The organism is Effusibacillus consociatus (assembly GCF_042652925.1).
GTDB classification, from domain to species: Bacteria; Bacillota; Bacilli; order Tumebacillales; family Effusibacillaceae; genus Effusibacillus; species Effusibacillus consociatus.
Window position 1 is genome coordinate 1 of sequence record NZ_JBHSHC010000123.1, and the last position, 12,405, is coordinate 12,405.

General features: G+C 48.2%; 12 protein-coding genes. 3 read left to right on the forward strand and 9 right to left on the reverse strand.

Going from position 1 to position 12,405, the window contains the following annotated elements:
• Nucleotides 1-45: 45 nt before the first annotated feature.
• The 3 genes from ACFO8Q_RS18140 to ACFO8Q_RS18150 form a co-directional block, all read right to left on the reverse strand.
• Complete coding sequence (locus ACFO8Q_RS18140; RefSeq protein WP_380027607.1) at nucleotides 46-324, reverse strand: hypothetical protein; 279 nt, start codon at nucleotides 322-324, stop codon at nucleotides 46-48.
• 250 nt (nucleotides 325-574) lie between these two features.
• The gene (gene rpmG / locus ACFO8Q_RS18145; RefSeq protein WP_380027609.1) at nucleotides 575-724 is read right to left on the reverse strand and encodes a 50S ribosomal protein L33; all 150 of its coding nucleotides are present in this window, start codon (nucleotides 722-724) and stop codon (nucleotides 575-577) included.
• 27 nt (nucleotides 725-751) lie between these two features.
• The gene (locus tag ACFO8Q_RS18150; RefSeq protein WP_380027611.1) at nucleotides 752-1,963 is read right to left on the reverse strand and encodes a GTP-binding protein; all 1,212 of its coding nucleotides are present in this window, start codon (nucleotides 1,961-1,963) and stop codon (nucleotides 752-754) included.
• A 217-nt stretch (nucleotides 1,964-2,180) separates the two neighbouring features.
• On the opposite strand from ACFO8Q_RS18150, the gene ACFO8Q_RS18155 reads away from it, so the two are divergent.
• On the forward strand, nucleotides 2,181-2,915 hold the full coding sequence (locus tag ACFO8Q_RS18155; RefSeq protein ID WP_380027614.1) for a nickel/cobalt transporter: 735 nt from the start codon (nucleotides 2,181-2,183) through the stop codon (nucleotides 2,913-2,915).
• A 94-nt stretch (nucleotides 2,916-3,009) separates the two neighbouring features.
• Nucleotides 3,010-3,855, forward strand: a complete 846-nt coding sequence (locus ACFO8Q_RS18160) for a ZIP family metal transporter (RefSeq protein ID WP_380027616.1) — start codon at nucleotides 3,010-3,012, stop codon at nucleotides 3,853-3,855.
• Here ACFO8Q_RS18160 and ACFO8Q_RS18165 read toward each other — a convergent pair.
• The 3 genes from ACFO8Q_RS18165 to ACFO8Q_RS18175 all read right to left on the reverse strand — a co-directional run bounded on the left by ACFO8Q_RS18165 (nucleotide 3,808) and on the right by ACFO8Q_RS18175 (nucleotide 6,881).
• Nucleotides 3,808-4,095: a hypothetical protein gene (locus tag ACFO8Q_RS18165; RefSeq protein WP_380027618.1), complete on the reverse strand. Its 288-nt coding sequence runs from the start codon at nucleotides 4,093-4,095 to the stop codon at nucleotides 3,808-3,810. The genes ACFO8Q_RS18160 and ACFO8Q_RS18165 overlap by 48 nt on opposite strands.
• A gap of 160 nt (nucleotides 4,096-4,255) precedes the next feature.
• Nucleotides 4,256-5,020: a hypothetical protein gene (locus tag ACFO8Q_RS18170; protein ID WP_380027620.1), complete on the reverse strand. Its 765-nt coding sequence runs from the start codon at nucleotides 5,018-5,020 to the stop codon at nucleotides 4,256-4,258.
• Nucleotides 5,021-5,171: 151 nt separating this feature from the next.
• Complete coding sequence (locus ACFO8Q_RS18175) at nucleotides 5,172-6,881, reverse strand: S8 family serine peptidase (RefSeq protein WP_380027622.1); 1,710 nt, start codon at nucleotides 6,879-6,881, stop codon at nucleotides 5,172-5,174.
• A 181-nt stretch (nucleotides 6,882-7,062) separates the two neighbouring features.
• Between ACFO8Q_RS18175 and ACFO8Q_RS18180 the strand changes: the two genes are divergently transcribed.
• Nucleotides 7,063-8,361: a glutamate-1-semialdehyde 2,1-aminomutase gene (locus tag ACFO8Q_RS18180; RefSeq protein ID WP_380027624.1), complete on the forward strand. Its 1,299-nt coding sequence runs from the start codon at nucleotides 7,063-7,065 to the stop codon at nucleotides 8,359-8,361.
• 92 nt (nucleotides 8,362-8,453) lie between these two features.
• On the opposite strand, the gene ACFO8Q_RS18185 is transcribed toward ACFO8Q_RS18180, so the two are convergent.
• Genes ACFO8Q_RS18185 through mobA form a run of 3 tightly spaced genes read right to left on the reverse strand, consistent with a single transcriptional unit; the run spans nucleotide 8,454 to nucleotide 12,254 of the window.
• Nucleotides 8,454-10,364 (reverse strand): molybdopterin biosynthesis protein, encoded by a 1,911-nt coding sequence (locus tag ACFO8Q_RS18185; protein ID WP_380027627.1) that lies wholly within the window; start codon nucleotides 10,362-10,364, stop codon nucleotides 8,454-8,456.
• The gene (locus ACFO8Q_RS18190) at nucleotides 10,294-11,610 is read right to left on the reverse strand and encodes a molybdopterin molybdotransferase MoeA (protein WP_380027629.1); all 1,317 of its coding nucleotides are present in this window, start codon (nucleotides 11,608-11,610) and stop codon (nucleotides 10,294-10,296) included. Before ACFO8Q_RS18190 ends, ACFO8Q_RS18185 begins: the two co-directional genes overlap by 71 nt.
• Nucleotides 11,607-12,254 (reverse strand): molybdenum cofactor guanylyltransferase, encoded by a 648-nt coding sequence (gene mobA / locus ACFO8Q_RS18195; protein ID WP_380027631.1) that lies wholly within the window; start codon nucleotides 12,252-12,254, stop codon nucleotides 11,607-11,609. Before mobA ends, ACFO8Q_RS18190 begins: the two co-directional genes overlap by 4 nt.
• Nucleotides 12,255-12,405 lie beyond the last annotated feature (151 nt).

Genomic DNA, 12,405 nt, shown 5'->3' on the forward strand with positions numbered 1-12,405 from the left:
TCCAATTCGTTAACAAAGTGGCTCTCACTGATTAACTCACTGGCCTTATGGCAGTGAAATATTCAATTGATATTTCTCCAGGTCGCAAAGTGCCTCTGTCGATGTTTCCCTTAACTTCGCCGAATGTTCCTTTATTTCTCTGTGATTCTCCCATAAACTCCACTGTTTTAGATTTTCTTCACATGTCATGAATTGGCAGAGATCATCTAATTTTCTTTTTAAAAGTTCAAAACAAGTAGAGCACTCTTTTGCGTAGACTGTTAATTCTTTGATTTCATATTCGAGTAACTTCAAAGAAAGCAAAAATTGATATTTCTCTTTCATATAATTGCCCTCCTTGCATGTTTACTTCATTCAACTAGATGTCAGCGACAATACTCTACTCCGGGTTCCGGTTACTTCTCTCACCACCCTCCCTCCATTAAACGGTAAATCGTAATAATTACGATTTGTGAGTTATACCTTACCAGCCTATTCTTTTTATGTCAATATTATGATTCGTATTTGTTTAAAACAAAGGATCAGGCTAGTGATATACCAAACCTGATCCGACTCCCAGATGTTATGTTATTTTTTATCGGGTTTCCCGATGAAGTGTATATTTCTTTAACCGCGGGCAATATTTTCTCAGTTCCAAACGTTCGGGATTTTTCTTTTTATTTTTTGTGGTCGTATAGTTACGGTCTCCACACTCTGTACATGCCAAAGTTACAACAACACGCATTGTTGATTCCTCCTTTAATTCTTTAACTCAGACAGTTTCAGCTTCCATCTCTTCTTCCCAGATAGGCAGGGGATCAGGCAAGTCACTCCAATCGCTCTGCATTTCAGATTCAGTTAACAGGCAAGCATCTAATGAACGAATGATCTCAGCTTGATCCATATCAATGCCGATAAAGACGATTTCTGTCAAGCGATCACCCCAGGTGGGGTCCAATGTTTCTGCCCATTCGGGGTCCTCGTCCATAACCGCTTGTTTCTCTTCTTCCGGGAGGGCTGCAACCCAGTAACCGACTGCTCCAATTTGAATCGAAGGGCCGGCTTGACTTATATTCACCGCCACATCATTGCGGCTGGCCAACCAAAGGATCCCTTTGGCTCTTACAATCTCCTCCGGCAGTTCCGTCAACCACTCGGCCAATCTTTGCGGATGAAACGGGAGTCTGCGGCGATATACAAATGATGCGATCCCATACTCTTCTGTCTCCGGGGTATGACTTTCCTTGTTCAGTTCTTGAATCCATCCTGCCGACTGGCTCGCTTTGTCAAAGTCGAAAAGTCCGGTATTCAAAATTTCCTTCGGATCCACCTTACCGTATGAAGTGCGTATGAATTTCGCGGTCGGTTGCAATGTTCTAAGTACCTGTTCCAGCTGCTGCAGATCCTGTTCACTGATCATGTCGCACTTGTTGAGAATCAATACATCACAAAACTCGATCTGATCAATCAACAAATCCACCACCTCCCGGGTGTCATCTTCACCTACCGCCTGCTGTCGGTCCAGCAAAGTTTCTCCGGAAGAAAAATCATGCCAAAAACGATAAGCATCCACTACCGTTACCATGCAATCAAGACGGCACAGAGAAGACAGATCGATTCCGTTTTCTTCATCCACATACGTAAACGTTTGTGCTACCGGTACCGGTTCCCCAACGCCGGTCGACTCGATCAGAATGTAATCAAACCGTCCTTCTTTGGCAAGCAGCTCCACTTCTTGCAGCAGATCCTCCCGCAATGTGCAGCAAATACAGCCGTTCGACATCTCTACCAATTTTTCCTCAGTACGGGAAAGTCCGCCGCCACCTTTAATTAAGTCAGCGTCTATGTTGACCTCGCTCAGATCATTCACAATCACCGCTACGCGGAGGCCGTCCCGATTGTTTAACACATGATTGAGAATCGTAGTTTTCCCGGCCCCCAGATAGCCGCTTAGCACGGTTACAGGTATTTTGTTTTGATTCAAAAGTAAAACTCCCTTCCTATAAAACGGTCACACTCCACCACACTAGCAGTGGACATTCAGCTTGCGAATTACAAATCGTAATAATTTCGATTTTTACATCAACATTATACAAAACACCGTAACCGCTTGTAAACAAGAATAATTACGATTTATAAGGAAAGTTATTTGATATGGCTGCATAAAGAATACAGACAACCCTTTAAGGAGGACACATTTGATGGAACTGATGTACACAATTCCTGCAGCCATCGGGCTTGGGGCCCTGCATTCATTGGAACCCGGGCACGGAAAAGGAGTCATAACAGCGTATCTCATCTCTTCACGCGGTAAGACAAAGGACGCTATTCTGCTCGGTATGATATCCGCCATCTCACACACTCTATCTATTGTATTTTTGGCATTGGCAGCTTCTTCTACCGTCAAACTGTTTGTGCCGGAGCATCTCACATACTGGATCCAGCTTATTTCCGGAGCTGCAATAACCCTCGTTGGAGCGCGGATTCTTCGCCATCAGATTCGTCCCAGAATTGTCGTAGTAAGCAAAATTGGACATTCTCATGAGGAAAGCGGTCATGTTCATGATGAAACCTGTCAGCATCACCACCACCATGCCCATCATAATTTGCATCAAACGCCTTCTTCCGTAGCCCGATTGTTTTCCATCGGTTTTTTTGCCGGGTTGATTCCCTGTCCAAGTGCCTTGGCCATCCTGCTCACCGCCATCTCGGCTAACCAAATTCCTGTTGGACTGGGACTGGTTGCTGCATTCTCCATCGGCAGCGCCATTGCTATGAGTACCATCGGTATACTGGTAGTCCGAACAGGTGCTTCCATTAAACGGTTAGAAAAATGGCCCGTTATTGATGCTTTGACTTTTCTCTCTTCCATTCTGATTTTATGCCTTGGAGGATTCGTCATCCTTCAATCGTTAGGCCATCTCGGGTTTTTCTGAAACAGCAAGCCTGAACACTCCTTCCGACTCGGTTGAATCCAACCGCTTTCGGTCAATACTAGTTACTAGTAGAAAGTTGGAAGGAGTTTCGGGGATGACTGCAAATACTTATATGATTTTTCTGGTGATTGTTACCTCACTCGCAAACGTTCTTGGCGGAGTTCTGATCATAATGAAGAAAAACTGGTCCCGCAGCGCGCTTAACGTTTTTATGGCTTTAGGGGCCGGTTTCCTGCTGGCCATCGCCCTGCTCGAACTTCTTCCTGAAAGCCTGACCATCTCCGAAACAAACGCCTTTTATGTTTTGGTGGGATTTTTGGCAGTCTACCTGTTTCAACATGTAGTGTCGACTCATTTTCATTTTGGTGAGGAGATTCACCACGGGCATAAGCAGTCCCGGCTCGGAATTATGGTGGGTATGATCACTCATACATTTTTCGATGGTGTCGCGATTGCGTCCGGGTTTGAAGTGGATTTTACACTCGGGGCACTTGTCTTCTTAGCAGTACTTCTGCACAAGATTCCTGACGGATTAACGATCGCTTCAGTGACACTCGCAAGCAACGGATCCCGGAAGAAGGCATTGTTGTCCGCTGTTTATCTCGGTGTCTCGACTCTGTTGGGGGCACTTTCTGTAATCTGGTTGGGCGAAGTGGAGGATTTACAATTCCTCCTTGGAATTGCACTGGGGTTTTCCGCCGGTGTGTTTCTTTACGTGGCTGCAACAGACCTTCTGCCCGTGGTCAACGCAACGGAAAGCAGGACCAATTCCCTCTTCGTATTTCTGGGGATTGTAATCTTTTTGATTGGTTCCTACGCATTTCACAGTCTGGGGGGACATGAGCATGAGCACGAAAAAGCCGCCGGAATCAATTGCTCCAGCGGCTTTTCATCAACTAACTTTTTCAACTCGTTTTGGCTGCAGAATCGGTACCGGTGATGAGTTGCGTTTTCCGGAAGATGTAACAATCTGTTTGAAAACGATTTCACCCTCGACCGCAATATTTTCGCCAATCGATTGAGGAATGCGAGATTCTTCGCCGAGAATGGGGATAATTTTGATCTTGTCTCCATTAACAAAGATTCCATCATCGATCTCAATAAACGCGATACAGTTAATGTCTCTGTCAGTCGTGTCAAAATAAGCCCGTTTCCGAACAATCTTTCCCGTAACCCTCACGCGTCTCCCTCCATACCTTTGATACTCTGTTATATAATTATATCAAAAGTTATTAATGTATACTATAACAAATTAAAGTTTACTTTGAGGACTTTGTTTTTATCGGAAATAATAGAGGCCTCGTCTTTATTATAACGTGGCCCCTTTCTCTTGGCGAGACTTAATCGTCTTCACCTTTATCTTTCTTATCGTCATCATCATGCTTTTCATTCTTTTTGTCTTTGTTTTCCTGTTTTTCTTGACCTTTATGCTTGCCATTGTCTTCGTGCTTCTCTTTTTTCTCTTTCTCTTCTTGATCTTCTTTCTCTACCTGAATTTTCACCTCGGTTTTAACCGGCTGAACAGCTTTCGCTTCAAATTCCAATTTATTTTCATCCAGTTCAATCTCTTTTCCGTCAACCATTTCAATCTCAAATTCTTCAAGTGCAAAAATGGCCGGGTCGTTCAATTTGCCATTCGGATTCGCTAAAGTCTGCTGGAGCACTCCAAACAGGTCCCAACGGTTCAGCAATTGGTTCATTAATTCTTTCGCTTTGTCCCCGGAAATGTGCACCTTGACAGTTCCGATTTCACCATTCAATCTGGGCGTCCCGTTTCCTTCCAAATGATATTCCAGCTTCAGTTCTCCCCGGTCTGTCTTTGCTTTGATATGCAGCTTTTTGATCGATTCAATTGTCAATGCAGAACTGGTTGGTTCCTCAGTAACCGACAACTGCTGCTGAATCTGATCTTTGTTTACGACAAACGGATTAGGGATCTCCGAGGAAGTAGCTGCATTCGGCTCACTCACAACCGTTTCGGCAGGCTTCACCTCTTGTATTTGAACTGACGCTTGACTCTCGCTTCTTTCATTTGCAAAAGCATATACGGAAGTAACAAAAACCAGGGGAGTTGTGAGAAGTGCAAGTTTCGTCCATTTCTTCATTTTAATCCTCTCCTTAAATAACCAACCGTTGCAAGTAGTACTGCCATAGAATTCGCAGGGACCGCCGGCTAAATGTCCGTACAACAAAAGAAGACCTGATGAGAGAGCAAATGGTTTGCTTCCCTCATCCGGCCTTCTGATTCTCGAACTTCTACTTCAAAATATATTCCACGGTAGCCGTTCCTTTATACTGCTCCACTGCACTCAGCCAGCCGCGTGTTTGTGCTGTCCACTGACCGTCTGCCGGACTCGCAATGGTTGTTTGTTCGTCTAACGTCAAACCTTCAGCCGATTTTCCGGCCAATTGTTTGTTGGGATCATACACGTACAGATCCAAATCCACACCGGGTGTCGTCCATTCGATCTGAACGGTTGTACTTACCGCATTCCGACCGACGGTATACACGTAAGAATCAGATGATTCGACCGATGCTTCCGCCACACTCGGACCGACTGTCCCGTTCCATGAAACGGTTTCAAAATAGGTCGGATACACTTTTCCCGTTTTGGGGTCTTTGTGTTTTCCGATGCGCGTGCTCGTGTTCTTGGCGGTTGAAACCGCTACGTACGCATTCACATATCCTGCTCCCACTTCAAACTCCTTATACCCCACCATAGGAGTCGCGGTCCGTTTTAAAATGTCCTTCACCACATCCGGATTCAGTCCCGGTTTAGCTTCAAGCATCAGCGCGACAACGCCGGATATGTGGGGGGTTGCCATACTGGTTCCGCTAGCGGTTGTATAATACGGCAAGTATTCTGGGGGAATGTAAGTCGCATCTTTTTTCGCCGTCAATGCATTGATAGTAGCCCCGGTTGATGCGCGTGCAGAAACGATATCTACGCCTGGAGCCGTAATAGTCGGATGATAGAGCGGATCTCCGTCAATTCCCCGTGATGAGAAATCGGCGAGTTTGCCGTCTTTTGTCCCTGCCGCCACTCCGATTACCCAAGGAGCTACCGAGTAAGGGTTCAATGTATTGGCATCGGGACCTTCGTTCCCTGCAGCAAACGCTACCGTGATGCCGGCATCATGTACAGCCTTGCTCGCTACGTTTATCGGATCGTTTGGAGAGTATTCCCCGGTAGTGCCCCAACTGTTGCTGATCACCTGAATTTTGTACGCATCCTTATGATCAATTACATAATCAAAAGCTTCCAGTGCCCAAAGAATAGTTATAACCTCTCCAGTGCCGAGTCCAACCAATTTCGCATCCGGTGCAATTCCTTTATATGTTCCGTGACTTGCAGTTCCCGTTCCGGCAATCGTTCCTGCCACGTGAGTACCATGACCGGACGATGTATCGGTATTCGGGACATTTTCAAGATAGAGAGGTTCGCCGTCAAAGATTAGATTTCCAACCAAAAATTTAACGTTCTGGATCGTCTTTGTTCCAAAAGTCAGGTCCGGGTGAGTTGCATCGATTCCGCTGTCAATTACAGCGACGGTAACACCCTTTCCGGTATATCCCAATTCATTCCACACCCGGTCGGCACCGATCAAAGGAGCGCTGTCCTTCAATAAATATTGAAGTTGTTTATCCGAGTACACGGAACGCAGTCCCTCAAGGGAAAATGTTTTCTGAATCGATTCCTTTTTTCCCTGCACCGCTACCATCGGCAAATGCTTGAATGTAACGGTTTTCAATCCCAAATCCTTGAGTTTCTGGACATCAAGATCTGTTGGCTTGGTCGAGTACGTTAAGATTGCGGTATGTACTGTATCCGATGCCGAAGTTTCCAGCTTCGAAGTCAATAGGGGGTCAATCTCAACCGCCGACGCCTCCGCCAATCGAAACGGAGCCAATAACAAAGCCAGGGCACAGATCAATGTGATGAATAGAGAAATTCCTTTTTTCAAACCATACTCCCCTCCCCTTTTAAACTAGCAAGTCAATTATTATATTAATGTTTTTTCCGAAATCTGTCTATAATTTTTTATTTTTATTTTTCACTAAACTTGAACACCTCGCAGACTTGGAGGTGGACGATTCGTTTTATGATTGATACGATATCGTTGTTGAGATGAGGGGGAATTACAGATGAACCATACAAACTCAGAGCGCTATTATGAAGAAGCACTCAACTGCATAGTAGGTGGTGTGAACTCCCCATCGCGGGCTTTTAAAGCAGTTGGAGGAGGAGCACCCGTGTTTATGGAACGGGGAAAAGGGGCCTACTTCTGGGATGTTGACGGGAACCGCTACATTGATTACCTGGCTGCATACGGGCCTCTCATTCACGGACACGGTCACCCTCACGTTGCCAAAGCAATCTCGCGGGCGGCTGAAAATGGGGTTTTATACGGAACACCGACAACGCTTGAAATCGATTTCGCCAAGATGCTGCACGCAGCCGTTCCTTCACTTGAAAAAATCCGCTTCGTCAATTCCGGAACAGAAGCGGTGATGACCACGATCCGCGTCGCCCGGGCCTATACAAACCGAAACAAAATCATAAAATTTGCGGGTTGTTACCACGGTCACTCCGACCTGGTACTCGTGGCTGCCGGTTCAGGACCCTCAACACTCGGAATCCCCGATTCGGCGGGTATCCCGCAATCGATTGCCAATGAAGTGATTACTGTACCGTTTAACGATTTGGCAGGGCTGGAAGAAGCACTTGCTCATTGGGGATCAGAAGTGGCTGCTGTACTTGTCGAGCCGATCGTCGGCAATTTCGGAATGGTCCATCCCGAACCGGGTTTCCTGGAGGGAATCAACGAGCTTGCACACCAACACGGGGCCCTCGTCATCTATGACGAAGTGATTACCGCCTTCCGTTTCCATTACGGCGGTGCACAGGATCTTTTAAAGGTGTATCCTGACATGACCGCACTCGGCAAGATCATCGGCGGAGGTCTGCCGATTGGAGCCTACGGAGGCCGTCAAGACATTATGGAAAAAGTGGCTCCGCTTGGCCCCGCCTACCAAGCAGGTACGATGGCCGGGAACCCGGCATCCATCGCAGCGGGAATTGCCTGTCTGGAAGCGCTGCAGGAACCCGGCACATACGAACGGCTCGATCAACTTGGGAAACTGCTTGAAGAAGGATTGCGGCAAGCGGCCAAGGAGTATGATCATGCGGTGACGATCAATCGAATTAAAGGTGCTTTAACTGTCTACTTTGGACGTTCCGAACCTGTACGCAGCTATGAAGATGCACAAGCGACTGACGGGGAGCAGTTTGGCCGATTTTTCAGACTGATGCTCGAGGAAGGGATTTGTCTGGCTCCTTCCAAGTACGAGGCCTGGTTCATCTCCACGGCCCACACTCGGGAGGATATCGAGTGCACAATCGAAGCGGCGAAACGGGCGTTTGCGAAACTGCCAAAGGCTTAAAAAACAAACAGAATAAAAGCGGGTGCCTAATTAGGTGCCCGCTTGCGTCATTTCTTGCTACATCTGCCCAACTCTCAATGCTCGTCCTTCTATTAATTGCTTTCAAAAATTACCTTTCCCGTATCCCGGCAGCTGTACCCGCCGAGCGCCTCGACCTGTTGCCGGAACTCTTCCGACGTCATGACCGACAATAGATCCTGGCCTGCTTCGCTTTGGTAGAACTCCTTCGTCATCAACAAATCGTATCGCTCTTCCGCAACCGGAACAAAATCAAGCCCAAAAGCTTGTGCTGCGGAAAGGACTCCGAGTCCGCAATCAGCCGTCCCCCCGGCTACTGCAGCGGCCACACTTAAATGAGAGAAATCCTCCCGGTTATAACCGTAAATATCTTCAGGCTGCATCCCCGCTTGTTTTAACAAGTAATCAAAAAGCAGGCGGGTGCCGGCCCCCCGCTGGCGGTTAATATACGTCAGCCCTGCTCGATTTAGATCATTGATCTTTTGAATATGAAACGGATTGCCTGCCGGAACAATCCACCCCTGCTGACGGTGTACCAAATTGACCAATACAAACGGTGTATCCGGCAGATATTTCTGGGCAAACGTAATGTTATACTCCCCGCTTTGTTCATCGAGCAGGTGAACTCCCGCGGCATGGGCTTCCCCTTTGCGAATTGCAAGGATTCCCCCCATACTTCCGACGTGGGCTGAGGACATGAACCGCGCCGGATCAGCCTTATGAATCGCCGCAGACAACAAATCAAGAGTCATATCGTGACTTCCGGCAAACACCATTGTCTTCTCTATCTGCTGAAGTGGCCGATAGAGCTCGATTTCAACCTGTTCCCCTTGCTCGTAACCCAGACTTGCCGCCGGAATTCGCAGCAATCCGTCCGCCCGCACCATCGACATGGTCACTCCGGCTGCCCTTGTCAACGGGTTTGCAATGAACTTGCCGGCCACCGCTCCGATCGCCATTCGAACGAATTCTTCCGCACCCATTACAGATACGACCCGGCGCCCAAGTGTTGCTTTCACTTTCGGACGTTCAAGCTCTGAGATCCCCAGGAATTCATGAACCAATGGGCGCGCAAACCATTCTAACGCGAGATAAGCGGATACCGGATAACCGGGCAGTCCGATCACCGGTTTCCCGTTTACCTTTCCGATTACAACCGGCTTTCCCGGACGGGTCGCCACTCCATGGGTCATCACTTCCCCCAATTCCTGAACCACATGGACTGTGAAATCTTCCGAACCTGCAGACGATCCCGCGTTCAACAGGACAATGTCGCATGCAGCAACCGCTTCAAGTACAGCATTCTTTATCTTTTGATAATCATCTTCCACGATCCCTTTATAGACCGGGTCGGCCCCCCACGACTGCAAGTAGGCGGCAAACACGGTGCCATTGAACTCAGGAATTTCTCCCCGATCAATCCTGTTTCTCGGAGATACCAGTTCCGTTCCTGTAGGGATTATCGCAACTTTCGGCCTGACAATTACCGAAACCTCAACCACGCCGCCCGCGAGCAGAGCTCCCAGATCCACCGGCCGCAGAACATGATTGGCCGGAACAATCAACTCCCCTGCCACCACGTCTTCTCCGATCTGGCGGATATGCTGCCAAGGGCTTGCCGGTTCAAGAATCTCACATGTCTCATCATCGATCATATGGACGTGTTCAATCATAATTACCGCATCAAATTCGTCAGGAATGGGGTCACCCGTATCAATGATCTGAAAATCTGCACCTCTTTTGAGTTGAAGCGGGTTCTTTTCATGGGCGGAATATGTACGACTCGCTTTGACAGCGATGCCATCCATGGCTGAAGCGTGGTAATTCGGCATCGACACGGCTGCAAAAATCGGTTCGGCCGTCACCCTACCCAGTGCATCAACAGTTGGGATTCGCTCCAACCTGGGCTGAAACTCAACAGCATCCAGAAGTTTCTTCCGGGCCTCTTTGAGCGGCGTATCCTCCAGATAGATCTTCCTCTTCACTGACGATCCCCCTCTCCCAAACAAAGCAATTCACATTCACCCATTCGCCCTGCAGCAAGCCTTCATTCGGAGCAGGTATCTCAACTACGCCATGACTCCCGGCAAGTGTAGAGATCAGACCTGATTTTCCAAAAACCGGCACGGCCCAAACCTCTCCATCCCGCTTCTCCAACCGCACCCGAACATAATCGGAGCGCCCCGGCGCTGATGCGAGATTCCGGCTCAAACGAGCCCGTATCCGCGGATCAAATGGATGCGATGTCCTGTCAAATAAACGATTTACGATCCGTCGAACAATCAAGTCAAACACCACGAGAGCCGACACCGGATGTCCCGGCAGTCCGATCACCGGCTTCCGCCCCGCCTTGGCGAGAATAGTTGGTTTTCCAGGCTTGATTGAGATTCCGTGTACAAGAACCCCCGGTTCTCCAAGCGCTTCCATCACTTGAACCGTATAATCCCGGGTACCGACGGAACTTCCGCCTGACATGATCAAGAGATCCACTTTTTCAAAAAGGTCCTGGGCCCGCTGAAGATATTCACCGAATTCATCCTTTACGGTGCCGCCATAAATCACTTCGGCCCCCATGCTTTGCAGGGCTGCCCCGAGAGTTACCGTATTGATGTCCCGAATTTCGCCCGGTTTCAGATGTTTGGTTTCCGGTGGAACAATCTCATCACCCGTCGATAGGATCCCGACAATAGGCTTGGCGAACACTTTGACCCGGGACACTCCCACTGCCGCCAATACACCCAAATCCTGCGGCTCCAAACGATGCCCTCTTCTTAGTACCAGCTGTCCTTCCTGCAGATCCTCGCCTTTGCGAATCACATTCTCTCCGGGGGCTGCCTGCTTGTATACGTTTAACAGGGAACCGACCTCTTCCGCATGTTCCACCATCACGACCGCATCCGCCCCTTCGGGCATCATGCCTCCGGTTGGGATATACTTTGCTTTGGCTGGAGCGATGGATCCCGCTTCTTTCCCCATCTCAATACTGCCGGTCAGATCCAAAAATGAGGGCATTGAATCGGACGCGCCAAACGTGTCCTGAGCCCGTACGGCATATCCGTCAACGGTCGACCGGTCAAAACCGGGAACATCCTCTGCCGCATGGATATCTTCAGCCAATACCCGCCCAAATGCTTGATATAACGACACTTCTTCTGTCCGTTCCAAAGAGGCATAGGTCTCCTCAATCAAGCGAATTACCTCGCGGGTTTCATGCACTTGAAAAAACTTCATTCGCTATCCCTCCCGTCAATGTCCAGCCATACCTGCACCTGTTGCCATTCCTCCGGTCGGTTCATGTTGTAGAACACCCGTTTTGTATCCACTTCATCAGGAAAATCAGCTTCCGTAACCCGCCTCACATGCAGCCTGTTCAGCAAATCATGCATGCGAAGCTGTCCGGCGTTCAGCATATGTTCAATCTGATCGGCACATCGTTTGTGATACGCTGCAAACAACGGATGCAGTTGACCGTCGATAAAAGGAACGACAGCATCAACGTTCGAAGCGACCGCCTCTTCCAGCAGGAATCGTGCTGCCTCGGCAGTTACCATCGGCATATCACATGCTACTACCAGATTCCAGTCACAAGAAGACGATTCAAGTCCCGCATGTATTCCTGAAAGCGGACCCAGTCCCGGGTATCGGTCCCTTACCGTCCTTTCACCTAAAAATTGATAAGGATCCGGGTCATTCGTGACTATGATAAACGGAGCAACCGGCATATCATCGAATGCGATTTCGATTCCTGGAACCCCTTTCCGAATTTCGTCACGGATTCGTCGAATGCTTGTCGCGCCTTGAACCGGAATCAATGCTTTATTGGTTCCCATCCGACTCGACTTGCCACCAGCCAGAATGATGACTCCGTATTCCACCCAACCCCCCCTTTGAGCAGGTTTTTAAAACATTCAAAAACACTTCCATAAATTACGTTACGAATATTTTGATTATATTATTAGAGTCTGTTCAAAAAGCCTTGAATTTGTCTAAAAAATAAAAATACACCTGAGCAGAAAACTGGTAAAA

Bases quoted from the DNA above. Each gene is read 5' to 3' on its own strand.
- ACFO8Q_RS18170 (WP_380027620.1), bottom strand. From the start codon at position 5,020: ATGAAGAAATGGACGAAACTTGCACTTCTCACAACTCCCCTGGTTTTT.
- ACFO8Q_RS18190 (WP_380027629.1), bottom strand. From the start codon at position 11,610: ATGAAGTTTTTTCAAGTGCATGAAACCCGCGAGGTAATTCGCTTGATT.
- ACFO8Q_RS18160 (WP_380027616.1), top strand. From the start codon at position 3,010: ATGACTGCAAATACTTATATGATTTTTCTGGTGATTGTTACCTCACTC.
- ACFO8Q_RS18180 (WP_380027624.1), top strand. From the start codon at position 7,063: ATGAACCATACAAACTCAGAGCGCTATTATGAAGAAGCACTCAACTGC.
- ACFO8Q_RS18140 (WP_380027607.1), bottom strand. From the start codon at position 324: ATGAAAGAGAAATATCAATTTTTGCTTTCTTTGAAGTTACTCGAATAT.
- rpmG (WP_380027609.1), bottom strand. From the start codon at position 724: ATGCGTGTTGTTGTAACTTTGGCATGTACAGAGTGTGGAGACCGTAAC.
- ACFO8Q_RS18155 (WP_380027614.1), top strand. From the start codon at position 2,181: ATGGAACTGATGTACACAATTCCTGCAGCCATCGGGCTTGGGGCCCTG.